The organism is Salibacter sp. (genome assembly GCF_031581065.1).
Lineage (GTDB): Bacteria > Bacteroidota > Bacteroidia > Flavobacteriales_G > Salibacteraceae > Salibacter.
This window is the reverse complement of the sequence record NZ_JAVLBN010000006.1, coordinates 21,238-47,517: the sequence shown is the minus strand read 5'-3', so window position 1 is coordinate 47,517 and position 26,280 is coordinate 21,238. Positions and strand designations below refer to the sequence as shown.

Below are 26,280 nucleotides of genomic sequence, written 5' to 3'. Positions count from 1 at the left end.
ACATTCAGCATAAAGATAGTTGAAAACTTTGTTAACAAATGGTTCACAACTGTTAATAAGTGCATTTTGATGCTTATTAAGTTTGCAATTAGAATTAGTCTAAAATCGGGGGATTTAATGTTTGGTACGCTTTTTAAACGAAAAGTCTCAGAAGAAAAGTTAGTTGTTTATTTTATCAACTCAACTATTGAAATGGTTGATAACGGCTTTGGTGATGTGGCTGAGTTGATCAATCAGGATCCTTGCTTTGTAGAATCACCAAATATTCAACCTAACCAAAGTGATCAGTTTTTGTTGATTGTATTAGCAGGTAATATCAAACTCATCAGCAACCATTTTGAAAGCATCCAGGACAGGAGGATACTGAACAAAGCTTATAATGTACTTTCCCATACATTTGACTTGCCTGCTGATGAAGTTCAAAAATTAATTTCTAACTACCAGAGTTACATCAGCAAGGTCAACTTCCCTTCAAAAAATACGCTATACGGAATGTCAAAAGCTGTATTTTACAAGTACGGCCTCAATGATTTTCAGGAACCGTATTTCAAAAACATGAAGGCCCCCAATCCTCTATTCATCAAACGGTTAGATTCAATCATTGAGAAATTCATCTGGGACTGGACAGAGTTTCAGGAGAAATACAAGATTGTAGAGCGTTAATCTTTTAATCCAAAGTGGTCGATCGCCATTTGACTGACATCTTCCCCAATTGCTAATGCAGCTGTTGCTGCCGGTGATGGCGCATTAAGAACGTGAATACTCCTGTCATTATACATGATCCTGAAATCGTCTTTCGTGTCACCATTATCCTTGAGTAAAAGAGCTCTAACTCCACTTCTACCCTCTTTAATATCATCCATGGTCAGATCCGGAATGAGACGCTGAAGTGTCTTGAGAAATAGCTTCTTTGAAAAAGCTCTACGGTATTCGTTAATACCAAAACTCATATTCTTCATGAAGAGATTCCATGTTCCCTTATAAGAGAGCGCGTCAATTGTATCCTTAAGATCGAAGTCAGTTTTACCATAACCTTCTCTCTTGAAAGTGAAAACAGCATTAGGCCCACACTCAACTTCTCCGTTGGTCATCCGCGTAAAATGAACACCTAAAAATGGGAAGTCAGGATTAGGTACAGGATAAATCAAGTTGCGCACCTTATGCTTGGCCTGATCAGTTAATTCGTAGTAGTCGCCTCTAAATCCCACAACCTTTTCATCTAAATCAACTTTATCCTTTCTTGCGAGCCTGTCTGCCTGCAAACCTCCGCAAAAGATAAGATGCTTTGCTTTGTATTTACCTTTGCTCGTAATAACAGTATTACATTCAGAACCGTCCTCAATCTCTTCAACCTTCTCTCCTAAAACGATTTTACTCTTCTCCTGAATTTTGATCACCAGTTCAGCCATTTTCTCCGTAGCAGCACGATAGTCGATAATTCCGGTAACCGGAACCCAAATTCCTTTAATACCGGCACAATGAGGTTCAATTTCTCTCACCTGATGACCATCAATTTTCTCGATTCCCTCAATTCCGTTTTGCTGACCGATGTTGAATATTTTATCGAGGTTAGGCAACTCTTTTTCATCAGTTGCCACTACGACCTTCCCGCAAACATCGTGAGGGATATTGTGCTCCCGGGCAAATGATACGAGCTCCTTTCTACCTCTTACACAATTAATAGCCTTTTTACTACCGGGCTTGTAGTAAAGTCCCGAATGAATAACTCCACTATTGTTTCCTGTTTGATGATCTGCAAGGTGCTTTTCTTTCTCGATGAGAATGATCTTTTTATCGGAAAACTTCTTTTGAATCTTATAAGCGCTTGCTGTTCCAACAATTCCTCCACCAATCACAGCAACATCGTAAGTCGTATCCATTTCAAATAAATTTGGGGTGCTAAATTAAAGTATTCTACATTGATATTCGTTCACTTGACTTCAGATAGAACATAGCTAAAAGTGCCAGCAGAAAAAATACACCTAAAGTCAATGCACTATAATGCATATCACCGGTCATTTGTTCAATAAAACCGTAAGCAAATGTTCCAAGAACAATTGCCATTTTTTCTGTTACATCGAAGAAACTAAAATAAGTTGTGTGTTCACCTTTTTCAGGAAGCATTTTGGAATAAGTACTTCTTGCAAGCGATTGAATTCCGCCCATTACAAGCCCCACGGTGCCGCCAAGGATATAGAACTTGATTGCAACATGCGGATCTGACCGTTGAAGTAAAAAAGCTGCTCCACAAATCCCCAGCCATATAATTATTGCCAGTACAAGACCTTTAAAGTTTCCTATCTTCTCAGATATTTTGGAAAACAAAACTGCTCCCAGAATGCCTAAAAATTGAATGATTAATATCGTACTTATCAACTGAAGGGTACTCAATCCTAAAGCTTTTTGTCCAAATACACTCGCGAGCAGAATAACAGTTTGAACGCCCATACTGAAAAAGAAAAAAGCTACCAGATACTTTCGCAATACTCCCAGTTTTTTGAGCTGAACCCAAAATTTTCTCAACTCTCTATATCCATTTGTGAGCGTTCGCCATTTTATTGATTTCCTTTCTTTAGGTTCAGGTAAATTGCGAAAAGTAATTTGAGCGAAAAGTGCCCACCAGGCTCCAACAAGCAAAAATGAGAGTCGGGTGGCGAAGCTTTTTTCCAACCCAATGAATGAATGCCCTTCTATTAGAGCCAGGCAAAGGATTAACAACAATGAACTGCCCAGGTAACCGAGGCTATAACCTCTGGCACTTACTTTATCCTGTAATCTTCTGGGAGCAATTTCAGGCAAATAAGCATTGTAAAAAACCTGCGAACCCCAGAATCCCACACTGGCTAAGATGGATGCTAAAAGTGCCAGCCAAATCATATCGACATCATCAAAAAAGAATAATGCACCACAGCTGAGAGCTCCGACATAACAAAACCTTCTCAAAAAGGATTTTTTTCTTCCGCTAAAATCAGCCACACCAGAAAGTAATGGGCTCATCAATGCTACGAGAAAAAAGCTAGTGGACAAAGCGTATGAATAGAGTGACGTATTCGTGAAGGTGGCACCTAAAAATTCAATTTGGTCAGATCCGTTTACCGTTGTAACCGAATTGTAATAAATCGGGAAAATCGCAGTTGAAATTACGAGCGAATAAACCGAATTTGCCCAATCGTAAAAAGCCCACGCTTTGATAACTTTAGGCTTATACTGGTAATGTGCCATGTTGCAAATAAAAAGAAGGGGGTGTATCAATACCGAAAAATCTATCATTTTTCGGTATTAAAAGGCTATTCATTAAAAGTTAAATAGGTGATTTAGGGAGTTTAAAATATTACAATAACCTGAATTTTATAACGCCTTTTGACACCCCCCTATTCTTTGAAAAGATTAGTTATCTATTTCGCTTCGAAGGTAACTCTTCGGTTCTTGGCTCTCGCTTCATCAGTGCCGGCATCATCCACAATTTGTGAATCTCCTACACCTTCAAAAGAAAGTCTTGACTCATCAATACCTCTTTTAATAAGATAATCATGAATGTATTTGGCTCTTTTTGCAGAAATATCTTCTGAAATTTTCTCAGCTTCTTTAGCAGAGCTGTGACCTACAACTTTTACATGAACTGCTTCGTTTTCTTCAAGCAAACGAATTACTTCAATAATAGCTGCCGGTGTACTTGGACTCGTAGAGTTGTAATCAAAATAAACCTTTTTAAGACTCAGCTTCTTGGCTGCATCCATATCGGCATCTTCACTTACGTTTTCACTGTAAACAACCTGCATTTCATCACTTTTCTTCTCCTCTTCACAAGTACAGGATGAAATTTCTTCCATGTTGTAAACTGAAACATCATCAACAAAATAGTAAGCATCATTTGTTTGAAGTTGATTGTATCCTTTTACTCTCCTCATTGATTCGTAATCATCACGATCAGCTTCTTCTGGATTTGTAAAGTTTCCTATTGTAAGGTATTTCTCACCACCTTTTGCAGTGTAAGTACCGCAAATAGTTTTCCACATATATTGATCCTTGAAAATCTTATTATCAGGCTGCATAATTTGAGGGGTAATTTCCCAGTCATCAATTGTGTTGCTTCTCACTTTTCTATCACTGAGGTATCCACCAATATTATTTGTGGCGTAACGTGATATTTTAGAGAGTACAATGTTGAAGTTGACACAATACGTTTTTCCTTCAATCATATCATCTTTCAACCTAACCTGAATAAATGTATTTTTTGTTCTACCTCTGTAACCAAACATACGCACTCCGGCATAGTTTTGACCGTCCAGAGGCATCTGATATCCCATTTTATTTTCTGGTATCCCCCATTCATCTTTGGCTTCTTTTGAGTAAACATCTGCCCCGTTTTCCTCATCAGGAGAGAACCACTCAATAACATCTTCAATTGCTTTATCACCTTTTCTGATTCTGCCATCAGTTTGCTCAAAGCTCCCGTTAGGAACGAGGTTATTTTGAGCGCTCAATGAAAGAGTGAAAAAAGTACCAACCGCAAGGGTTAAAACTGCTCGAATATTCCTTTTCATAATTTTAAAATTGATGTTTCTTAACTGTTTCAATAAATAATTTCACCTTTTCCGGATCTGTATCCGGATAAACTCCGTGGCCTAAATTAGCAATATATCGCTGACTACCAAAGTCTTCAAGCATTTGCTGGGTTTCTTTCACCAAGGCATCGTCTGGTGCGTAAAGTGTACAGGGATCTAAGTTACCCTGCAATGTACGTTCATTTCCAACAAGTTGACGACTTTCTTTGCGATTCATATTCCAATCTAAACCTACTGTATTGCAATTCAATTTTGCAATTTCAGCGATTGAGCGGTAAGCACCTTTTGAAAACACGGTTTTAGGGACAGAATCAATGCTATCGCATATTTCTTTGATATAAGGCAACGCGAATTCCTCATATTGCTTTTTGGGAAGTATCCCTGCCCAACTATCAAAGATTTGTACCATATCAGCCCCAGCTTCAATTTGTGCTTTAAGGTAAGTTTTTGTGGTTTGTGTTATCTTATAAAGCACAGAGTGTGCCAAAGTAGGATTTTGATATAAAATCTTGCGTGCGTTGCTAAACGTTTTAGAACCTCCTCCTTCAACGATATATGAGAAAATAGTCCAAGGTGCGCCCGCGAACCCTATCAACGGGACACGACCATCGAGCTCTTTCTTCGTGAGTGATATGGCATCACTCACATATCGCAACTTGTCGTTCGGATCGGGGATTACCAGTGACTCGGCATCGCGCTCGGTTCTGACTGTTGTTTCAAAAATGGGGCCTACTCCTTTTTTCATTTGGTAAGTGACACCCATCGCTTCTGGAACAACCAGTATATCGGAGAAGATAATAGCGGCATCAACTCCCAAAATATCAACAGGCTGCAATGTTACTTCACAAGCGAGCTCGGGTGTTTCAACTAGCTCTTTAAACCCTGATAGTGAATTACGAACTGCTCTATATTCTGGTAAAATCCTGCCTGCCTGGCGCATAAGCCACACGGGCACTCTTTCAACTTTTTCGCCTCTTGCGGCTCTGAGTATTAAATCGTTTTTCAATTGTCGTTTCATTTGAGGTGTTCAAATATACAACTTGCTCACTTCTGTTAAGTCAATAAAAAACCCCGACAAGCTTGCCGGGGTTTTCGCTTAAAATCTATTTTGATTTAACTCGCGTAGATCTTTTTGATGAGATTCAATGCTGAACCTTCTTTGAACCATTTGATTTGGTTCTCATTGTAAGTGTGGTTCACTTTAATGGTATCAGATGATCCATCTTTATGCTTGATCTCAACAGTTAGCTGCTTATCTGGAGCAAAATCTTTAAGGTCAACGAAATCGAACCTATCGTCTTCCTGGATTTTGTCGTAATCAGCTTCTTTGTCAAATGTAACAGCTAATAAACCTTGTTTTTTGAGGTTTGTTTCGTGAATACGCGCAAATGATTTTACAATCACTGCTCTCACACCAAGGTGACGTGGTTGCATTGCTGCGTGCTCACGAGATGATCCTTCTCCGTAGTTGTGATCTCCAACTACTACAGAAGGAATACCTTTTGCTTTGTATTCGCGCTGTACATCAGGCACTGCTCCGTACTCTCCAGTGATCTGACTTTTAACTTTATCAGTTTCCTTGTTGTATGCGTTAACAGCTCCTGTAAGCGTATTATTTGAAATATTATCAAGGTGTCCTCTATACCTCAACCATGGACCAGCCATTGAAATGTGATCTGTTGTACACTTACCGTAGGCTTTGATAAGAAGAACAGCATCTGTTAAGTTTTCACCGTCCCAGGCATCAAAAGGAGTGAGAATTTGTAAACGGTCAGATCCGTCTTTCACATTTATCTCCACACCACTTCCATCTTTAGCCGGTTTTTGGTACCCTGAATCTTCAACAGCAAAACCGTCAGATGGAAGCTGAATTCCTTGTGGCTCATCTAGTTTTACTTCCTCTCCATCTTCATTTGTAAGTGTATCTGTCAATGGATTAAATGCCAGGTCACCTGCTAGTGCCATAGCTGTAACGAGCTCAGGTGAAGCTACAAACGCGTGCGTATTGGGGTTTCCGTCATTACGCTTAGCGAAGTTACGGTTGAATGAAGTAATGATCGAGTTTTTCTTATCAGGGTCGTCAGTATGACGCGCCCATTGACCAATACATGGTCCACATGCATTCGCGAGAACAACTCCACCCATTTTGTCAAATTTCTGAAGTATTCCGTCACGCTCTGCTGTAAAACGAACCTGTTCAGATCCTGGAGTAATCGTGAACTCAGATTTCGCTTTTAGGTTTTTGCTTACCGCCTGGTCAGCGATAGAAGCTGAACGGGTCAAATCTTCATAAGATGAATTTGTACAAGACCCGATCAATCCAACCTCGAGTTTTTGTGGCCAACCTTCTTCTTTTACTTTTTTGCCAAATTCAGAAATTGGTGTTGCTAAATCTGGAGTGAAAGGTCCGTTAACGTGCGGCTCTAGTTCACTCAAGTTGATTTCAATCACCTGATCAAAGTAATTTTCAGGATTGTCATAAACACTCTCATCAGCGCGAAGGTGTTCTCTAACACTTTCAGCTAATTCAGCTACATCTTCCCTGTCTGTATTTTTGAGGTAAGTAGCCATTGAGGTATCGTAATTGAAAAGCGAAGTTGTTGCTCCAATCTCAGCACCCATGTTACAGATTGTGCCTTTACCTGTACAGGACATTGATTCGGCACCAGGACCAAAGTATTCTACGATGTGACCTGTACCACCTTTTACGGTAAGGATGCCAGCAACTTTGAGGATAACATCTTTAGCCGATGTCCAACCACTCATTTCACCGGTAAGCTTAACACCAATTAATTTAGGAAACTTGAGTTCCCATGGCATTCCGGCCATCACATCAACTGCATCAGCACCACCAACACCAACTGCGAGACTACCAAGTCCACCGGCATTAGGAGTGTGAGAATCGGTTCCGATCATCATGCATCCGGGGAATGCATAATTTTCGAGAACTACTTGGTGAATGATACCTGCACCTGGTTTCCAAAAACCAATTCCGTATTTATTAGAAACAGATTCGAGAAAGTTGAAAACTTCGTTGTTTTTATTGATCGCTTCCTGTAAATCTTTATCAGCTCCAACTCTTGCCTGGATCAGGTGATCGCAGTGTACTGTTGAAGGAACTGCCGTTTTATCTCTTCCTGATTGCATGAACTGCAAAAGAGCCATTTGGGCTGTAGCATCTTGCATAGCTACACGATCAGGTCTAAAGTCAACGTAATCTTTTCCGCGCTTGTACTCTTTTGTTGGGTCACCTTCATCGAGGTGAGAATAGAGGATTTTCTCTGCCAGCGTTAGTGGGCGGCCCACTATTTCGCGGGCTTTCTCAATCCTACCAGGCATATTTTTATATGCTTCTTTAATAAGATCTAAATCAAAAGCCATAGATAATGTTATTGTTTAGTTGTTCAATTTTAGACAATTGCGAAAATAGTAATTTGTTGGGAGCTTTAAAAGCCGCAGCAGCACTTTGATCACAACATTTTTCAAAGTCCGCAAATCGATCATTAGCTCCTTTCATCCTAATTATTTTTCGCCCTTATAAAATTAAGCATTTTGCTGTTATAATAACTTACTTTTGAAAAGATGTCAGGTTTCATTAAACAGAATACAATTATTAGCCTAAAGGCGATAAAGGGACAAAAGCTACGCTCCTCGCTCACTGTATTGATCATCGCTTTTGGCATTATGGCACTTGTTGGTATATTGACTGCAACTGATGCGCTAAAAGCATCTATTAGCGATCAGTTTTCTTCAATGGGCGCTAATTCATTCACGATTGAGCAGCTTCCAAATACCAGGATCAGAAGAGGTGGTGAACGAATTGAAGGTTCCAGACCAATTTCAATCAAGGAAGCGAATCAGTTTGTTTCTCGTTTTGATCATCCTTCTGTATTGTCTGTCAGTTTCAGAGCCAATTCGAGTGCTATAGCGAAAAGAAAAAAGTACGAGACCAATCCGAATATTCAGGTAATCGGATCTGACGAAAATTACATTGCTGTAAAAGGGTATGATCTCGAAACAGGCAGGAATTTCACGCATACTGAGGTGCAGCAGGGCCGGCATGTGTGCCTGATCGGTTCTGAGATTAAAAAGAAATTATTCCCGAACTCACAGGCTACAGGTAACGAGATAAAAATTGAAAACGTAAAGTATGAAGTTGTTGGGGTTCTGAAAGAAAAAGGAAGCTCAATGGGTTTTAGTGGAGACCGGAATATTTTTATCCCGCTCAAAACTGCGAGAATGTATTTTGCCAGTGGTTACACTTCATTTGATATTCATGTGATGTCTTCGTCTCCTGTAGAAATGGAAGTTGCTGTTCAGGAAGCAATGGGCATTATGCGGATTATTAGAAAAGATGGTCTCAGGAATCCTGAAAGTTTTAGAATCAGAAGAAGCGATAGCCTATCTCAGCGACTAATTGAGAATATTCAGGTTGTAACGATTGTCGCTTCAATTATTGGTATTATTACGCTTTTTGGAGCTGCTATTGGGCTGATGAACATCATGCTAGTTAGTGTGACAGAAAGGACTAGAGAGATTGGTACCAGAAAAGCACTTGGTGCAAAATCCTCTATTATTATGCAGCAATTCCTTATTGAGGCGCTGGTTATTTGTTTGGTTGGTGGCTTTGTTGGAATTCTTTTTGGAGTTGGAGCTGGCAATGCGGTAACTGTTTTGACAGAAGCTCCTTTTGTTATTCCCTGGACATGGATTTCATTGGGGATTTCACTATGTCTTTTTACAGGAGTTGTAGCTGGTTTTTACCCTGCTAAAAAAGCTTCATCACTCGATCCAATTGATGCCTTGAGGCACGAATGAAAAGGGGGTGTATCAAAAGGCATCATAAAATAAAAATGGCTGATGATTGGAGGATTTTAATCCAACTACATCAGCCATCTACACTTTAAAGGTTTGCCTTTTAAAACCGAAAAACCTTAATTTTTCGGTTTTGATACACCCCCTAAATATTGATAGTAGTCATTGATTATTCACCAACAACTTCAAATTTCACAGTTTCAACTACATCTTTGTGGAACTTGATTGTAGCTTCATATTCACCAACACTCTTGATAGGCTCCTGATTGATTGAAATATTTTTACGATCAATATCAACACCTAACTTCTTGATGGCTTCAGCAACCTGGATAGTATTCACAGAACCAAATATTTTGCCCTGATCTCCTACTTTAGCTCCAATTTTCAATGACATATCATTGAGCTTAGCTGCGTTATTTTTAGCTTCATCAACAAGTTTTTCTTCCTTGTGAGCTCTTTGACGTTGATTTTCTTCGAGCATCTTTTTTGCTGAAGCTGTCGCCAAAATTGCTTTTCCCTGAGGAATAAGGTAGTTTCTTCCGTACCCTGGTTTTACGGTTACTAATTCACCTGCGTCACCAAGATTTTCAACGTTTTCTTTAAGTATAATGTCCATTTGATTACCCTCCTTTATTTTAACATATCACCAACATACGGTAAAATAGCCAGGTGGCGCGCTCTTTTCACAGATGTAGCCACTTTCTTCTGGAACTTTGTTGAAGTTCCCGTAACTCTGCGAGGAAGAATTTTACCTTGTTCATTAACAAATTTCAAAAGGAACTTGTAATCCTTGTAATCAACGTATTTAATACCAGCCTTCTTGAAACGGCAGTATTTCTCTTTTTTTACTTCAATGTTGATTGGTTGAAGATATCTGATTTCTGATTCAGCCATAATTAAAATGCTTTAAAGGATTCTTAATTTGATGCTTCAGCGGCTTTATTACGCTGCTTTTCAGCAAACTCAATGTGATTCTTGTTCATCTTAACAGTCAAGAAGCGCAACATGCGTTCGTCACGTTTAAGTTCAAGCTCAAACTTTGAAATAAAGTCACCGTCTGCTTCGAATTCAAAAAGCTGGTAAAAACCGGTTGACTTATTCTGGATAGGATAAGCGAGCTTTTTAAGCCCCCAGCTTGACTGATGCTTCACTGTAGCACCGTTTTTCTTTAAGAAATCCTTTACATTGGTAACTGCTTCCTTTACCTGATCATCAGATAAAACGGGAGTTAAAATGAAAACAGTTTCGTACCTTGTACTCATAACTATTGTTTTAATTAAATAAAAATTGGCCTGCAAAAATACAGAAACCCTGACATTTACAAAACCGTATTCCATTGATTTTTTGGTCAGAACCAAAATTAGCACAATTTACGTCAAACTTCGAGACCAAATTAATTCTCACATCGCATCAAAGGGCTATATTTGTACCACTCATGGATAACTTCATCGTATCAGCACGAAAATATCGCCCAACCGACTGGGATTCGGTTGTTGGACAGGGGTCTATTACAGACACGCTCCAAAATGCCATTGACAAAAATCATTTGGCACAGGCCTTCCTTTTTTGCGGTCCAAGAGGAGTTGGAAAAACAACTACTGCTCGTATTTTGGCAAAAGCAGTAAATCAGGAAGCTCTATCTAAAGATGGGGGTGTTGATGAAAACGAAGATTTCGCCTTCAATATTTTTGAGCTCGATGCAGCATCAAATAATACTGTTGATGATATAAGAAACCTGATCGATCAGGTTCGAATACCACCTCAAGTAGGTAGTTACAAAGTATATATCATTGATGAGGTTCACATGTTGTCAACTGCAGCATTCAATGCATTTCTCAAAACGCTTGAAGAACCTCCGGCACATGCTATATTTATTTTAGCTACTACTGAAAAGCATAAAATAATACCTACAATATTATCAAGGTGTCAGGTTTTTGATTTTCACCGTATCCAAATCAAAGACATGGTTGAGCACCTCAAGAATGTTGCATCAAAAGAAAACGTGACTGCTGACGAAGACGCACTTCACCTCATAGCTGAAAAGGCTGATGGCGGAATGCGCGATGCATTATCCATTTTTGACCAAATGGTGAGCTACTCCGGCAATGAGATTTCATATCAGGAAGTCATTCAGAACCTGAATATTCTCGATTACGATTACTACTTCAAAACAACAGACCTTGTTCTTGATGGTAATGTACAGGGATTATTAAACTTGTTTAATGAAGTTCTGGATAATGGATTTGACGGACACATTTTCATCAATGGCTTATCTGCTCATTTCCGTAATTTACTTGTTTCAAGTAGTGATGAAACAGTCAAACTTCTAGAAGCAGGAGATAATATCAGGCAGCACTATCTCGATCAGGCAAAGTCCTGCGATCAGGATTTTTTAATGGCTGCTATTAAGCTGTGCACCGAGTGTGATTTCAGATATAAATCCAGTAAAAATCAGCGTTTACTGGTTGAGTTAACACTCATGCAGCTTGCTTCTATTCAAAAGCATCCCGAAAAAAAAAATTACTAGACCCTGAGTTATCCCTTCTCGACTTCCCTATTTTAGCTTCCAGTGAACGCGTTGCAGGAAAAACAACAACTACTGCAAATCAATCTCAGGGAGAAAAAATTAGGCGAGAGGTTCAAAACACTGCTCAAAAAGGATCTGACCAAAATAGTCCTAAAAGGGTTGTTAGACCAATGCAGGGTAAGTACAAGAGCAGGAATACAGTCCGTATAAAAAAGCAGGAAACCGACCCCTCTGAGAAAACAGAGAACAAAGATGATGATCATGTAGTAACTGGTGAAACAAGAAATTTCACGAAAGAAGAATTCGATACAGCGTGGGAAGAAACAACTGTTGAGTTTTTGAATGATGGAAAGAAGTCACTGGCAAGCATGCTGAAAAGAAGAGATCCTGAAGTTGATATTGAAAATACTACAGTACATATCAAACTTGATCATAAAGCTGCAAAGCTGGAGTTTGACAGTTACCGTTCAGATTTACTTGGGAAGCTTAAGAGCAAACTGCGTAATGATAACATCCAGCTTTCGTTCGATATATTGAAAGAAAAAGATGATGTTGATGAAGGCAAGCTTTTCACTAACTCAGACAAGTTTAACAAACTGGCTGACAAAAATCCTGCTTTAAAATCTCTGAGAAAGAAACTGGGGTTGGATTACGATTATTAATCTACTTTCTTTTAATAACGCTGACCATTTTAGTCACCGATTCGTTGTCAATTGTTAAATGCACAACATAGTTCCCTGAAGCTAATTGATTCGTATTAATCGAAACCAACTCTCTTGGCCCATTCAATTTCATAGTTCGATCGATCATTAGCTGCCCTATTGAACTGTAGACTCTCAAAGATAAATCCTTGTTTGAAAGGTCAGATAGTAACAACTTGATTTCGTTGCCCTGGAGAACAGGATTGGGATAAAGTTTTATTGTTTTTTCATTGAATAACTCTTCAATTCCAGTAGAAGTAAAATTAATATGTTGAGTATTATTTGACTGACCACAAACATTAAAAGTAGTCAAAACAACCTGGTATTCACCGAACTCAGAAAATGAGTGACTTGGTGAGTTTTGAGTTGATGTTTGACCATCATCAAAATCCCAAACGAGGCTATCGTAATTGGTTGTTAAGTTTTGAAAGTCAATATTAGATCCACCAACTATATAGTTGAAATTTGTTTCAGGTACTGTATTCGACTCAACTGATAATGTATCCTGATTAATACATCCATGCTCACCTTCAACGGTATAAATATAATCTCCGGGATTGGTAATAAACCTTTCGTGATTTGAGAAACCGTCTTCCCAGAATGATATGTAGCCTGAATCGGGTGAGACGCTAAACCCATCTCCTTCACAAAGGATAGTGTCATTATCTATATTATTCAACACTACTTCATCAAATACTGAAACTTCTTTGGAGTTCATGCAACCATTTGTATCAAGAGCAGTAACTTCATAGCTGCCCTCTTCTTCAACAAGGATACTCATTCCATTTTCGCCTGAATTCCAGGAATAAAAAGTAGATGCAATACCATCAACTGAAACTAACTCAGGACTTCCGTTACACATCCAGGCAGTGTCTGGAAGATCAATTGAAGGTAGAGGTTTTAATTCTACATGAACACTATCAAATGAAGCGCACCCATCATTATTTTCAACAGTCACATAATAAACACCGGGGTTTGTAACCTGAATATCTGCACTTATTGCTCCGTTACCCCACATGTAAGTCATCGGTTCTGAACTGCCGTTATCAGCATTAATAATTAAAGAATCACCTTCACAACCTGTTACCTTTTCGGGAACAGCTGGTTGAGGTAATGGAATTTCATCAATATTAATCTCATCAGAGTAGTCACAACCATTTGTATCTTGAACATTTAGGGTGTAATTTCCAGAATCTGAAATAACCTCTTTTGATTTAAACGACTCCAATTCAACCCATTCGTATGATATAAAACTTGAATCTGGAACTATTTCTAAATGGTCGCCTTCACAAATAAATGTGTCAGCGGGCAAGATTGGGGATGGCGCTAAATAATTATCAATTTGATATGATTGAGAATTTTCGCAGCCATTTAATCCTGTAACTGAGACATTGTAGCTCCCTTCACTTACAAAAGAAGGTGTAGATGAAAAACTCCCGTTACTCCATTGATAAGTATCTATATCCTGAGAAGTAACATCAATTTGTAAGGAGTCCTCTGCACACTTAAGAAAAGTTTGTGAAGCCGGTAACATCGGATTTTGTAAAATATTTAATTCGAGCATCATAGTATCGTTAAGCGAATCAGAGTCCACTCTGCCCTGTTGGAGTTCACTATTTATCAAAAATTCATATGTACCAAATCCTGAGATGTCAAAATCAGAAAGATAAAAATAATCTGTATTACCCGGTGCTAGATTCCCCGACCAAGACACGGTATCTAAAGAATTATTTTCATTTATGTCTTCGTATGAAAAAAGAACTTGTGAAATGTTATTCTGACCTAAATTGTGAAAAGGAATTTTCACACTATCCAATTCATTAATAGAGTTTAAGCAGATAGAAACTTTAAAGATTGAGTCTAGAGCAACATCATAACTCCCGTTCTGTTGAGAAGCTGAATACTCTTGTGCTGATGAATGCATTGGCGCAATCAAGCATAATATACAAATTATTGAAATCAATATTTTAGATAACTGGCGCAACAAAATTTCGTTTTAGATACCTAAATTATGTAATCTTTCGAAAACAATTGCAATAAATTCTAAAACTTTATCAATAATAACTCTAAAGGATTCGTTCTATCAACTATTATCCGCTTTGTTGAGGAGTATTCACAAAATACACTTTATCAGTTGCCCTGGTAACAGCAGTGTATAGCCACCTCAAATAATCCTGATCTAACCATTCGTCTTTGAAGAAAGATTGATCGATAAAAACAACAGGCCATTGCCCTCCCTGTGATTTGTGGCATGTGAAACTGTAAGCAAACTTTATTTGCAAAGCATTATAATAGGGATCTGATTTTACAGCTAACAAAGCTTTTTTCTTGTGCCCGTATTCTTCATAAAAAAAGCTCATCCTTTCGTTAAATAACTTTTTTTGATCCTCCTTATTCAAATTAGAACTGGGCTCACTGAGCGTATTCAGTAATAAAACCGCATCTATTTGTTTTTCTTCCTCACTATTAATAAACGTAATAGAGGCCTGAGCAAATTTGAAATCTTCAATATTCTCATAATTAGTAACCCTGTCAACTTGCACAATATCGCCATTGGCAATGAAATCTTCACGGTCAGAGCCCAACCAATAATAGTTATTGCGAACTATCATGATAAGGTCTCCTGCATCGATCTCGTTTTCCCGGTAAAGTACAGCTTTCCTCAGCTGTTCATTGTACATATTAGCCAGCTTATTACTACGCGTGATAACAATGAATCCATCTTCTCCATATTCACTCATCACACTTTCAACAATTTCACTCATCTCATTTGAGTTGATACTAAAAACATCTTCATTATTGATAATAAACTCAGGTAACGTTTTATTGCCAGACTCTATATTTTTTCTGATGAGAGTGGCATTTTCTAAAATACCGGAAAGGTGCTCTTGTCTTACTACCTCTTTCAATTCAGCTCCATCAATTGTAAGCTTATATCTTCCTAACATATCTTTGGGTACCAATGCCGGACTCAAGTCTGTTCCAACTGGTGGGAGTTGTGCAATATCTCCTACAAGGATCAATTGATTTGAGAGGTTTTCAAAAACAAAGTCGATTAAATCATCGAGTAAATTGCTTTCTCCAGCAGAAAGCTCACCCGAAATCATTGAAGCTTCATCAACAATGAAAATAGTATTTTTCAACTTGTTTTCCTTCCTGGAAAAGTGATACCCTTGCTCTCCTAAATCAAGTAACCGATAAATAAACTTATGAATTGTAAATGCGGGTTTTCCACTGTAGTTAGACATTACCTTTGCGGCTCTTCCGGTTGGCGCCAACAAAACAGTGTTCTGACCAATAGCTTTACTCCATTTAACAAGTGCTGAAATACAGGTTGTTTTTCCGGTTCCGGCATACCCCCTGAGAATAAATAGCTGTTTCCTGTCCTTTAGCGTAAACTCCTCCAGCCTGGACAAACAGTTTTCCTGGTCTTTTGTGGGAATATGATCTATGTAATTAAAAAGTGTTTTCATCAAAGATGTTCAGCATCCAATTTCACATTTCAATATTAAGGAATTGAATGAGTATTTGTCATTTAAAAAAAATTGTAAGTTTGTTGGCATTCAAAATTCACACAAACCGTACAGAATAAGCAAAAGATGAAAGAAACAATATCTCGTTTCGCACCGGCAATAATCTTATTCCTTGCAGGATTAGCAGTTATCATTTTTGGAGGTGTAACCGGTCAGGACATGCGCTTCATGTTAGGTGGAGGCAGCATCATTTTGATTGCGATTTTTGTTACACTCAATGCAATGGGTATTATCAATGCTAAAATTAGTGCAGTGATTTCTATATTACTTGCCATACTAAGCATTATTTTACTTTACTTCAACTTTATTAGCATTAAAGAGCCTATTGATTTTCGTAAAGAAAAATCAAAGCGATACTCTGCCGTGATACAACGTCTTAAAGATATAAGACAGGCTGAAGTAGAATACAAAAAACAATACGGTGGTTACACTGGTGAGTGGGACACACTTTTTAACTTCCTCATGAAAGACAGTATAGCAGTAGTGAAAAAATTTGGTACTGTTCCTGACTCACTTTCAGAGCTCGAAGCTATCAAAAGAGGAATTATCTCTCGTGACACTTCTCTCGTTCAGGCTAAAGAATATGTTTACGATGAAGATTACATGAATCTAAGAGACGACAAACATGATCTCGTAATTGATTCTTTAATGTACGTACCTTATACAGATGGTTCTAAATTTGAATTGAAAGCTGATACTCTTACAAGGGAAAGTGGTATGAAAGTAAGCGTTTTCCAGGTTACCGATACTGATCCTTTTGATCCTGAAGATGTTCTACAGGTTGGATCGCTTTCTCAACCAACAACATCTGGTAACTGGAGTGAAGAAAGATAATACAGTTGAATAGATCAACGACTTTAAATAGTATTGAACATTTTGGAAGCAGCCCTTCAAAAGAGGCTGCTTCTTTGTGTTCAGGTGTGGCTGTTTTAGATGCTCAACACTTTACTGTTGCTTCGTTTAACTCATCAACAAATGAGTTTCAAGAGTACTTTGTTTTTCATGTACCTGAAAATACAACATCTCTTAAGCAGTTGATAAATGAACTACAGTTAAAAAAGCTTCATGTTGCCGTTCAAAACAACCAGTTTACTGTTGTTCCAACAGGTGTAATTACTCCAGAGAACAACAGCGAATATCTCAACTTCATTCTGGGAGATAAACCCAACCAAAAAGAAAAATCGATGGTGATCAATAACCTTACAGCAAACTTGCTTTATCGCGTTGATCAATCTACATTTCAAGATCTCACCAAAAATGGAATAACAGTATTACACCCTGCCGGAAGTGCCCTGGCTTATCACTCAGTGTTCAACGATACCAAATCAGATCACGCTGTTTTCCTTCACATTTTTGATGAAGCGTTTCACATCTATTTTTTTAAAAATGGATTGTACCACTCCAACTCTTTTAAAATAACATCTGATGCTGATATAGCCTACTACACGCTCTATTCTATGGAGCAATTAGAGATCTCAGTTGAAAACACTCCAGTTCATTATACTGTACAAACCAGTAAGCAGCTGAATCAGCTCGATTCCTTGAAAAACTACCTCCCAAAACTCTCTCCAATTGAGCTTGACGCTTCTTTTGAATTGAGTAAAGACCTCCAGGAATCACTCCCTAAAGGAGTGGGAGCAACATTATTAAGTACTCTATTGTGCGAATAATCAGCGGTAAATACAGAGGCAGAAAAATTACTACTCCTAAAAATCTGCCGGTTAGGCCAACGACTAACTTCGCAAAAGAATCGCTCTTTAATATTCTCACAACTCAGTACAGTGTTGAAGATAAAGTCATCCTTGATTGTTTTGCAGGATCGGGAAATATGAGTTTTGAATTTTTGTCCAGAGGTGCAAAAGATGTTTACGGTGTTGACATGAGCGCTAAATGCATTAAGCATCTCATTCAAACATCGAAGGAATGGGAAACTGAAAATTTCAAGGCCATCAAGCGCGATGCAGTTAAATTCGTGAAAAATGCGAAAATCAAGTTCGATATAATATTTGCTGATCCACCTTACAACTGGCCGCATTACCACGAATTCATCAATACTGTTTTTGAAAAAGACCTCTTAACTCAAAAAGGATTACTCATTATAGAGCACGATAAAACGCATCAATTCAAAACGGTTCCTAACTTTGTTGAAGAACGGACATACGGACATGTCCATTTTTCAATATTTGAATTATGAGTGAAATTAAGATTGCGGTTTTTCCGGGTTCTTTTGATCCTATAACTATTGGCCATGAAGATATTATCAATCGTGGCACCGAGCTTTTTGATAAAGTAATTGTAGCTATAGGAGTCAACAGTAGCAAAAAGTACATGCACAGTCTTGACGAAAGATTAGAAATGCTTCGTAAAACATTCAAAGACAACAACAAAGTTGAAGTCGACACCTATAAAGGACTTACAGTTGAATACTGCAAAGACAAAAAGGCAAACTTTTTGCTTCGTGGCTTAAGAACAACCGGAGATTTTGAATTTGAACAAAGCATTGCAACCATGAATGCGAAGCTCGTTCCTGATGTGGAAACCATCTTTTTGATGAGCAATCCACAGCACTCGGCCGTTTCCTCAACAATAGTTAGGGATATAATTCGTAATAACGGGAACGCCAGTCAATTTCTTCCGCAAAACATTCGTTAATGAAGCGTGTAATTTTCTCAATTTTCATAGTCCTTTTACCTCTGTTAAGCGCTGCTCAACTGAGCGGAACCATCAAAGGTTTTTACGGACAAAAAATCTATCTGCTCAAAACAGTTGAAGCACTTTCAGGAACTTACGACAAGCTCGATTCAGCTCAAATTGGTAAAGATGGAAGCTTTTCTTTTCGGTCAGAGCCGGAAGCCGGCTTCTATTACCTCAAGATTGAAGATCGGTACACTCCGTATTTTCACGACAAAAAATGCGATAAACCGCTTACACTCAAAACTCCTGAAGACCTCAACAATAAACTAATTCCCGTTGAAGTTGATTACCCCTGTTCATCGACAAACTTTGAATACTTATATGAGGCAGCTATGTTTCAGGATAGCGCAATTGCCGATTTTATCCAGCGCAATCCGGCACCAAAAAAAGACACGTTATTCCCCAAAAACCTTCGCGAATTCAACGACTCACTCACCTCGGTTCTGACCGAAGCACATAACAGCTACCCTCAACTAAAAGAAGAGCTAATATTCAAAGTCACCTCGCTCAAGCTTCTTTCAGGTGCGTCACGAGATAGCGTAAAGAAAAGTATTTTTCAATCAGACCCGATAAAACCGGAGTCAGCAGATTATCTATCGTTATTCTTGCAAGTTTACAATCGTGATACCGATCATTTTTTGCTCGTCAATAAATCTCGTTATACCGATTCATTGATTGTTTACAGCGGATTTAAAGCTGTTGTCAACTTATTCCTAACTGATTCCCTTTTTGAAAGACGCGAGTTAGCCGAACTTGCCCTTATTACGAAACTTCATTTTAACGAGCTCCCAAACGTAAAACCATCGCGTAAAAAAACACTGCTCAAACAAGCTATTGAAGATGCTGAAACTCCAGTTATAAAAAGAATTGCTTCGAGTATCTTAGATGACATGACGCATCTAAAAAAATGGAGTAAAGCACCGGCTATCAGTTTGTACGACACCTCCGGAAACGCAGTAACATTAGATCAATTCAAAGGTTCTTACGTTTATATCCAGTTCTGGACAACATGGAATGATGCAGCAGTTGAAGACTTGATTTTCATGAATCAAATTCACTCGAAATACAAAAACAAAATTGCATTCCTCAGTATTTCAGGAGATCGCAATCAGGAAGACTTTTACAGCTTTGTTCAGAACCACAATTACCCCTGGCAGATTATCCATTACAATAAAAAGTTCAGCTTGCTCGAACGATATTCAGTAAGATCCTTCCCGATGTATTTCCTGGTTGATCCCGATGGTAAATTAGCTCTTTCACCGGCTTACGAGCCTAATAGAATGATCGGTTACTTCGATGCTATTATCAATTCAGGCGAAGATGGTGTAAAAGACTTTGAGATTATTCGCGATTATAAGGAAGATTAGGGTTGTTGAATATTTCCACAACATCGTTTATTGCTCTGTAAGTATTTTCACTCACAACATTTAAATCGGCCTGCTTGAGCCACTTCACATCCGTGATATCCTCTTCTAACTGAGGAATTAAACGGCCTTCATAATTTGTTTTCATCGTGAACCAATAGGTCTTTTTCAGAACCCTTCGCCCATCTTCCCAATATGTGTGATAAGTGTCGCACAGCTTATCTTCAATTCTCAGCCTACCTACGCCACATTCTTCCTGAACTTCACGAAGGGCCGCTTCTCTGGGATGCTCGTCACTATCGAGTTTGCCTTTTGGCAAGTCCCACTTATGCTTCCTAAAAATGAAAAGCAGTTCGTCATCCTTGTTTTGCACTACACCTCCTGCAGCCTTAACAAAGCGACATATTCTTCTGAAATAATAAAACAACTCATCAAGATCATAGTGAAAAACCATCAAACCAATAGCTGCTTTTTCGTGCTCAAAAGCTTCGATTTGTAGTTCAAGTTTTTTCTTGGAAACAAACCGATGCTTCTCAAATGAGGTCTCAATAAATTGATCTGGCCTATCAGTTAAGATAACGGGCCGGTTTTTTACGAAAACTTTATACATTTGTGTGTATGAATATTCTTGATGATTCGGCCCTCAAAGTAGCGGAATTTTTATTGCAAATCAAAGCAGTTGTTTTGAACCCGAACGACCCTTTTCAGTGGTCGAGTGGTTGGCAATCGCCTATTTATTGCGATAACCGCAAAACGCTTTCTTATCCCAAAATCAGAAACTTCATCAGGCAGGAGTTCGTCAAAACCATTGATGCTCACTTTGGCCGACCTGATGTGATTGCCGGTGTTGCAACCGGTGGTATTCCTCAGGGAGTTCTGGTAGCTCAGGAAATGGGGCTACCGTTTGTTTACGTTAGACCTGAGGCAAAAAAACACGGGATGACGAATCAAATAGAGGGTGTTCTTGGTAAAGACCAAAGTGTAATTGTCATTGAAGATCTCATCTCTACGGGAGGAAGCAGCATGAAAGCTATCAAAGCTTTGAAAGATAACGGAAGTGCTGTAAAAGGTATGGTTTCAATTTTCTCTTATGGTTTTGACCTGGCGAGAAAAAACTTGCGAGAAGCTCAATGTCCTTATTACACGCTTTCAAATTACAATGCCCTCATCGAAAAAGCTCTCGAATCAAATTACATAAAACAAGAAGATGTAGAAGTCTTAAGGAACTGGAGAGATAACCCTTCTGAATGGACACCTAAAAAATAACAATGGCTAAGATAGAAAGCAAAGAAGTTACGATAAATGAGAAATCATCAACTATATCACAGTTTTTGGGCAACCTGAACAACCTTCAAAAATTAATGCCTGAAGATAAAATTTCAGACTGGGAATCAGATGAGGACTCATGTCGGTTTCAAATAAAAGGACTCGCAAAAATTGGAATGCGCAAGTCTTCAGAAGACTCTTCCAAAGTGGTTATGGAATCTGAAGGGAAAAACCCTTTTGATTTTACCCTTACGATCAATCTCGATGAAAAGGGTGATGACACTACTGCTAAAATCCTTTTTGACGGCAAGATGAATCCGTTTATGAAAGCGATGGTTGAAAAGCCTTTGACAAACTTCTTCAACATGCTGGCCGATAAATTAGCAGCTAATCACGGATAAGCGTAATTTCTTTAATTTCGAATTTCATCGGCTTGCCGGTTTTGTCTTCAACCATGAGTCGGCCCTGCTTACTCACGCCAGTTACTTTTAGCTCTGCCTGCTCTCCGTTGACTTCATATTTTTTCCACTGGTTCAGACCAAAAAGGCTTCTTTCAAATTCTTTATCCAACGATTGAGGGTTTTCTTTTAACCTGATGTAGAGGTGTTCGAGAATTTGACAAAACTCTTCTAATAAAAATCTCAACTCAAAAAACTTTCCGGTTTGTTGCTTGAGTGATGTTGCGTTATTTGCTGTATCACCAAATTCAACCTGATTGACATTTAACCCCACACCAGTTACGCTACTTCCTATTCTGTTTCCCTTCCACGAATTTTCGATTAAGATCCCGGCTGTCTTGAGGTTCTGAACGAAAATATCGTTAGGCCATTTTATTTGAACGTCTTCGTAAAGTTTATCTCGCAACAAACGCTTTAAAGCAACAGTAACCAGTTTATTCAAAAGAAAATGATCATCTGGTGCTAAAAACCGCGGATACAATACTACGCTAAAAGTGAGGTTTTGGTGTGCCTGAGTGACCCAGCTATTTCCGCGCTGTCCACGCCCCTTATACTGTTCATCAGTCCAAATTACAGTTCCTTCTGGAACATTTTGTTTTGACAGGAGTTGTAGTGCGTAACGATTGGTAGAATCGACACGTTGAAGATGGATAATATTTTGACCTGTAAATAATGTATTCATATCTATTCAAGAGATATCATAATATGAAAGACTGTCATCAATCGAAATTCCTATTTTTGCAGGCTGAACACAATAAGAATGACGAAAGAAAACGAAACTACTTCAACTCAATTAGCTGAAACAGCCGTTTTAGGGCTTAAAGAACGCAAAGGAAAAGAAATTAAATTACTTGATTTGCGTGACATCAGTAACTCGGTAAGTGATTATTTCGTTATTTGCCACGGTTCTTCGAACACTAATGTTGCTTCACTAGCTGATTCTGTACAGGATGAAGTTCGTGAACACCTCGCTGAAAAACCCTGGCATGTAGAAGGAACTCAAAATGCTGAATGGATTATTATTGATTATTTCAATGTTGTGGTTCACATTTTTCAGGAAAGCGTTCGTGAGTTCTATAATTTGGAAGATCTTTGGGCTGATGCCAAAGTTTCAACTATTGAAGATTAACAGAAACAATATTGAATGAGCAAACAACAAAATTCTAAGCGCTCGAATAGAGTTAAGGGTAATATTCCCAAGCCGCCAAACAAGAACAACAAGAAAAATAACTTTAATTTTTATTGGATCTACGCTATCATAGCTGTAGTACTCATTTCGCTAAACTTGTTCAACTGGGGCCCTACTCTTACACCAACTACATTTCCAAAATTCAAGGAAATGGTACAGGATGGTGACGTAAATAAGGTTATTATTTACAATTATGAAAAGGCAAAGGTGTTTATCAAGGCTGAGTCTCTTGAAAAATATGAAGATAAACTTCAACAACCTTTAATTGGAGAAAACTCTCAAAAGGGCCCTCACTTTGAGTTCACTCCTCCAAAGGGTGATTTCTTCACTCAACAACTAGATGAGTGGCAAACGAAATACGATTTATCATACGACTTTATTCAACAGGACAACTGGGGAAGAGATATTCTCGGCTGGTTGATACCAATAGGTTTGATGTTTGGTCTCTGGATACTGATCATGCGCAGAATGAGCGGTGGCGGTGGTCCTGGCGGTCAAATTTTCAACATTGGGAAATCAAAAGCCACTCTTTTCGATAAGGAACAGGGAGTTAAAATCAACTTCAAAGATGTTGCCGGTCTTGAAGAAGCAAAAGAGGAAGTGATGGAAATTGTTGATTTCCTCAAAAATCCAAAACGCTATACTACTTTAGGTGCTAAAATTCCAAAGGGTGCATTACTCGTTGGACCTCCAGGTACAGGAAAAACATTGCTCGCAAAAGCAGTTGCCGGTGAAGCACAGGTTCCATTTTTCTCACTTTCCGGTTCAGATTTTGTTGAAATGTTTGTAGGTGTTGGAGCATCTCGTGTTCGTGACCTCTTTAAACAGGCTAAAGAAAAAGCACCCTGTATTATCTTTATCGATGAAATTGATGCAATAGGAAGAGCCCGTGGTAAAAACGCAATGCAGGGATCTAATGATGAACGCGAAAATACATTGAACCAGCTACTCACTGAAATGGATGGTTTTGGTACTAATAGTGGTGTCATCATTTTAGCAGCAACAAACCGCGCTGATGTTCTGGATAGAGCACTGTTACGCCCGGGACGTTTTGACCGTCAAATTAATGTTGACCTCCCTGAAAAAGAAGAACGTAAAGCGATATTCAAAGTCCACTTGAAGCCCTTAAAGCTGAAGGATAGCGTTGATATTGAATTTCTTGCAAGTCAAACACCAGGGTTTAGTGGAGCTGAAATTGCCAACCTCTGTAACGAAGCTGCCCTCATAGCTGCTCGTAAGAAGAAAAAAGAAATCGATAAGCAAGATTTCCTCGATGCGGTTGATAGAATCATTGCCGGACTCGAAAAGAAAAGCAAGATCATTACTCCAGAGGAAAAGAAAACAATCGCTTTTCACGAAGCCGGTCACGCAACTGTAAGTTGGTTGCTTGAACACGCTTCACCACTCGTTAAAGTGACAATTGTACCGCGTGGTAGAAGTCTTGGAGCCGCCTGGTATTTACCTGAAGAACGTCAAATTACAACTAAGAAACAACTCTTTGATGAAATGTGTGCTGCGCTTGGTGGTCGTGCTGCTGAGGAAATCACATTCAACGAAATCTCAACAGGTGCATTGAGTGATTTAGAGAAAATCACCAAACAAGCTTACGCTATGGTAAAAATGTACGGCCTCAACGAAAAAATCGGGAACATTAGTTATTACGACTCATCAGGTCAAAACGATTACAATTTCACAAAGCCTTACAGTGACACCACAGCTGATGTTATCGATAAAGAAGTTAGCAAGCTCATCGAGTCGATGTACGTTCGCACCAAAAACCTTCTTATCGAAAATCAGGATAAGTTGAATGAGTTAGCTGAGCTACTTCTCGAAAAAGAGGTTATCTTTAGAGAAGATTTGGAACGCATTTTTGGTAAACGTAAATTTGAAACCAAAGCTGATAAAACAGCAGAGCAAATTAGGTTGACTGAAAAGCAGGCTAAAGAAAGCAAAAGTGATAACGGTCAGAGCCCTAAAGAGCTCCCGTCAAAAGACGAAAAGACTGAGGAAAAGCCGAAAAGCGATTCCGGATCTGACCAAAACACTGATGATAAAAAGAACTCTAAAGAGAGTGATAAAAAAGAAGAAAGCACTTCAGATAATACGTCTAAATAACCCGAATTATGGACCCAAAAGACTGGAATTTAGTTTACGAAACGAATGATAAGTTTGACGCTGAGTTGATTAAAGCCCATTTACAAGAAATGGATGTTGAAGCCTATGTTTTTGATCATCAAGCTTCAATGTTTAAGTCACTTAATCAAACAAATTACGCGGTAGGTGTTTATGTTCACCCTGAAAATGAGAGCAAAGCAAAAGCCTACATTGAAGAGCATAACAAAAAGTCTTGAGTGAATTAACAGTACGCGCATTATCTGGAGGCGTATTTGTCGCGGTGTTAATCACCGGGATTCTTTTGGGGTCAACAGTTTTTGTTCCGCTTTTAGCAATCTTTTCTTTGATAGCGGCAAGCGAATTTTCTAAGCTGATAAGGTTTGGGAATAAAGATCTTGCTCGCGTATTTATCCTGGGATCAGTAGCTTTTTGGTGCAGCGCTATTTCCTGGCAATACTCTGTTATTGATATCGATAGTGTTTTTGGTATTGCCATCTTTATATTGTTGATCATGCTGGTTCTGGTACTTTTCAGTAAAACTCCTACTCCATTTCTCGATTCTTCAGGTGTGATTTTGGGGTTTGTATACACGCAATTAGGCTTTTTGGGAATCTTCCTTTTTGGATTATCTCTCGACTCTACATTTAATCCAAACAAAGTCCTTTTTATTCTCATTTTAATTTGGACTAACGATACTATGGCTTATCTCACAGGAAGAGCCATGGGAAAAAACAAACTGAACGAGAGGCTTTCTCCCAAAAAGACCTGGGAAGGAACTTTGGGTGGTGCAATCGCCTCGTTAGCAGGTGCGTTTATCCTTTCTAAATTTATATTTCATTTTGACAGTAAAGCGTGGATTATGGTGGGGCTTGTGGTTTCAATTTTCGCCACTCTTGGCGACTTATTTGAATCAATGCTCAAGCGCAATGCAGGTGTCAAAGATGCCGGAAATATCATCCCCGGCCACGGAGGAATACTTGACAGGTTTGACGCTGCACTGTTTGCTATTCCTGCAGCATGGGCATTTATTTTAATTTTCGCTTAAGGAATGCT

27 protein-coding genes are annotated in these 26,280 nt (G+C 38.7%); 15 read left to right on the top strand and 12 right to left on the bottom strand.

What is annotated here, in order from left to right:
• Positions 1–117 precede the first annotated feature (117 nt).
• Positions 118–663: a hypothetical protein gene (locus RI557_RS02910; RefSeq protein ID WP_310681968.1), complete on the top strand. Its 546-nt coding sequence runs from the start codon at positions 118–120 to the stop codon at positions 661–663.
• On the opposite strand, the gene lhgO is transcribed toward RI557_RS02910, so the two are convergent.
• From lhgO to RI557_RS02885, 5 genes are all read right to left on the bottom strand, one after another.
• On the bottom strand, positions 660–1,880 hold the full coding sequence (lhgO, locus tag RI557_RS02905; protein ID WP_310681965.1) for an L-2-hydroxyglutarate oxidase: 1,221 nt from the start codon (positions 1,878–1,880) through the stop codon (positions 660–662). The genes RI557_RS02910 and lhgO overlap by 4 nt on opposite strands.
• A 34-nt stretch (positions 1,881–1,914) precedes the next feature.
• Positions 1,915–3,222, bottom strand: coding sequence for an MFS transporter (locus RI557_RS02900; protein ID WP_310681963.1), 1,308 nt, complete (start codon positions 3,220–3,222; stop codon positions 1,915–1,917).
• Positions 3,223–3,395: 173 nt separating this feature from the next.
• A complete protein-coding gene (locus RI557_RS02895; RefSeq protein WP_310666866.1) occupies positions 3,396–4,544 on the bottom strand; it encodes an OmpA family protein in 1,149 nt (382 codons plus the stop codon).
• 4 nt (positions 4,545–4,548) lie between these two features.
• Complete coding sequence (gene hemE, locus RI557_RS02890) at positions 4,549–5,571, bottom strand: uroporphyrinogen decarboxylase (RefSeq protein ID WP_310681960.1); 1,023 nt, start codon at positions 5,569–5,571, stop codon at positions 4,549–4,551.
• Between the two features lie 107 nt (positions 5,572–5,678).
• Positions 5,679–7,946, bottom strand: coding sequence for an aconitate hydratase (locus RI557_RS02885; protein ID WP_310666864.1), 2,268 nt, complete (start codon positions 7,944–7,946; stop codon positions 5,679–5,681).
• Between the two features lie 201 nt (positions 7,947–8,147).
• Here RI557_RS02885 and RI557_RS02880 point away from each other — a divergent pair, with 201 nt between their 5' ends.
• Entirely contained in the window at positions 8,148–9,383 is a 1,236-nt protein-coding gene (locus RI557_RS02880; RefSeq protein WP_310681957.1) for an ABC transporter permease, read from the top strand.
• 166 nt (positions 9,384–9,549) lie between these two features.
• On the opposite strand, the gene rplI is transcribed toward RI557_RS02880, so the two are convergent.
• Genes rplI through rpsF form a run of 3 tightly spaced genes read right to left on the bottom strand, consistent with a single transcriptional unit; the run spans position 9,550 to position 10,642 of the window.
• On the bottom strand, positions 9,550–9,996 hold the full coding sequence (gene rplI, locus RI557_RS02875) for a 50S ribosomal protein L9 (protein WP_310666862.1): 447 nt from the start codon (positions 9,994–9,996) through the stop codon (positions 9,550–9,552).
• A 14-nt stretch (positions 9,997–10,010) separates the two neighbouring features.
• The gene (rpsR, locus tag RI557_RS02870; protein ID WP_151166153.1) at positions 10,011–10,274 is read right to left on the bottom strand and encodes a 30S ribosomal protein S18; all 264 of its coding nucleotides are present in this window, start codon (positions 10,272–10,274) and stop codon (positions 10,011–10,013) included.
• Positions 10,275–10,297: 23 nt separating this feature from the next.
• Positions 10,298–10,642 carry a 30S ribosomal protein S6 gene (gene rpsF, locus RI557_RS02865; RefSeq protein WP_310666861.1) on the bottom strand — a complete coding sequence of 115 codons (345 nt, stop codon included), beginning with the start codon at positions 10,640–10,642 and terminating at the stop codon, positions 10,298–10,300.
• Positions 10,643–10,815: 173 nt separating this feature from the next.
• On the opposite strand from rpsF, the gene dnaX reads away from it, so the two are divergent.
• Positions 10,816–11,907 (top strand): DNA polymerase III subunit gamma/tau, encoded by a 1,092-nt coding sequence (gene dnaX, locus RI557_RS02860; RefSeq protein WP_310666860.1) that lies wholly within the window; start codon positions 10,816–10,818, stop codon positions 11,905–11,907.
• A 170-nt stretch (positions 11,908–12,077) separates the two neighbouring features.
• A complete protein-coding gene (locus tag RI557_RS02855; RefSeq protein WP_310666859.1) occupies positions 12,078–12,569 on the top strand; it encodes a hypothetical protein in 492 nt (163 codons plus the stop codon).
• Between the two features lies 1 nt (position 12,570).
• Here RI557_RS02855 and RI557_RS02850 read toward each other — a convergent pair whose 3' ends face one another.
• Both RI557_RS02850 and RI557_RS02845 read right to left on the bottom strand, forming a co-directional pair.
• Positions 12,571–14,415 (bottom strand): T9SS type A sorting domain-containing protein, encoded by a 1,845-nt coding sequence (locus tag RI557_RS02850; RefSeq protein ID WP_310666858.1) that lies wholly within the window; start codon positions 14,413–14,415, stop codon positions 12,571–12,573.
• A gap of 283 nt (positions 14,416–14,698) precedes the next feature.
• Positions 14,699–16,081, bottom strand: a complete 1,383-nt coding sequence (locus RI557_RS02845) for an AAA family ATPase (RefSeq protein WP_310681955.1) — start codon at positions 16,079–16,081, stop codon at positions 14,699–14,701.
• 126 nt (positions 16,082–16,207) lie between these two features.
• Between RI557_RS02845 and RI557_RS02840 the strand changes: the two genes are divergently transcribed.
• From RI557_RS02840 to RI557_RS02820, 5 genes are read left to right on the top strand one after another with little or no spacing between them, the layout of a single operon-like run.
• Positions 16,208–16,975: a hypothetical protein gene (locus tag RI557_RS02840; RefSeq protein ID WP_310666856.1), complete on the top strand. Its 768-nt coding sequence runs from the start codon at positions 16,208–16,210 to the stop codon at positions 16,973–16,975.
• A gap of 5 nt (positions 16,976–16,980) precedes the next feature.
• Entirely contained in the window at positions 16,981–17,811 is an 831-nt protein-coding gene (locus RI557_RS02835) for a DUF3822 family protein (RefSeq protein ID WP_310681953.1), read from the top strand.
• Positions 17,802–18,335, top strand: a complete 534-nt coding sequence (gene rsmD / locus RI557_RS02830) for a 16S rRNA (guanine(966)-N(2))-methyltransferase RsmD (RefSeq protein ID WP_310666854.1) — start codon at positions 17,802–17,804, stop codon at positions 18,333–18,335. Before RI557_RS02835 ends, rsmD begins: the two co-directional genes overlap by 10 nt.
• Positions 18,336–18,340: 5 nt before the next feature.
• On the top strand, positions 18,341–18,793 hold the full coding sequence (gene coaD / locus RI557_RS02825) for a pantetheine-phosphate adenylyltransferase (protein ID WP_310682045.1): 453 nt from the start codon (positions 18,341–18,343) through the stop codon (positions 18,791–18,793).
• Positions 18,793–20,202: a TlpA disulfide reductase family protein gene (locus tag RI557_RS02820; RefSeq protein WP_310681951.1), complete on the top strand. Its 1,410-nt coding sequence runs from the start codon at positions 18,793–18,795 to the stop codon at positions 20,200–20,202. The genes coaD and RI557_RS02820 overlap by 1 nt, the downstream gene beginning before the upstream one ends.
• On the opposite strand, the gene RI557_RS02815 is transcribed toward RI557_RS02820, so the two are convergent.
• Positions 20,177–20,809 carry an NUDIX domain-containing protein gene (locus RI557_RS02815; RefSeq protein ID WP_310681949.1) on the bottom strand — a complete coding sequence of 211 codons (633 nt, stop codon included), beginning with the start codon at positions 20,807–20,809 and terminating at the stop codon, positions 20,177–20,179. The genes RI557_RS02820 and RI557_RS02815 overlap by 26 nt on opposite strands.
• Before the next feature lie 8 nt (positions 20,810–20,817).
• Between RI557_RS02815 and pyrE the strand changes: the two genes are divergently transcribed.
• Both pyrE and RI557_RS02805 read left to right on the top strand, forming a co-directional pair.
• Positions 20,818–21,465 carry an orotate phosphoribosyltransferase gene (gene pyrE / locus RI557_RS02810; RefSeq protein ID WP_310666851.1) on the top strand — a complete coding sequence of 216 codons (648 nt, stop codon included), beginning with the start codon at positions 20,818–20,820 and terminating at the stop codon, positions 21,463–21,465.
• Between the two features lie 2 nt (positions 21,466–21,467).
• A complete protein-coding gene (locus tag RI557_RS02805; RefSeq protein ID WP_310666850.1) occupies positions 21,468–21,866 on the top strand; it encodes a hypothetical protein in 399 nt (132 codons plus the stop codon).
• On the opposite strand, the gene RI557_RS02800 is transcribed toward RI557_RS02805, so the two are convergent.
• Positions 21,853–22,605 (bottom strand): biotin--[acetyl-CoA-carboxylase] ligase, encoded by a 753-nt coding sequence (locus RI557_RS02800; RefSeq protein ID WP_310666849.1) that lies wholly within the window; start codon positions 22,603–22,605, stop codon positions 21,853–21,855. The two genes, RI557_RS02805 and RI557_RS02800, sit on opposite strands and share 14 nt — an antisense overlap.
• Before the next feature lie 78 nt (positions 22,606–22,683).
• On the opposite strand from RI557_RS02800, the gene rsfS reads away from it, so the two are divergent.
• From rsfS to RI557_RS02780, 4 genes are read left to right on the top strand one after another with little or no spacing between them, the layout of a single operon-like run.
• A complete protein-coding gene (gene rsfS, locus RI557_RS02795) occupies positions 22,684–23,052 on the top strand; it encodes a ribosome silencing factor (protein ID WP_310666848.1) in 369 nt (122 codons plus the stop codon).
• Between the two features lie 15 nt (positions 23,053–23,067).
• Positions 23,068–25,227, top strand: a complete 2,160-nt coding sequence (gene ftsH / locus RI557_RS02790; RefSeq protein ID WP_310666847.1) for an ATP-dependent zinc metalloprotease FtsH — start codon at positions 23,068–23,070, stop codon at positions 25,225–25,227.
• 8 nt (positions 25,228–25,235) lie between these two features.
• A complete protein-coding gene (locus RI557_RS02785) occupies positions 25,236–25,463 on the top strand; it encodes a DUF2007 domain-containing protein (RefSeq protein WP_310666846.1) in 228 nt (75 codons plus the stop codon).
• Positions 25,460–26,272 (top strand): phosphatidate cytidylyltransferase, encoded by an 813-nt coding sequence (locus RI557_RS02780; RefSeq protein ID WP_310666845.1) that lies wholly within the window; start codon positions 25,460–25,462, stop codon positions 26,270–26,272. Before RI557_RS02785 ends, RI557_RS02780 begins: the two co-directional genes overlap by 4 nt.
• The last annotated feature ends 8 nt before the right edge of the window (positions 26,273–26,280 follow it).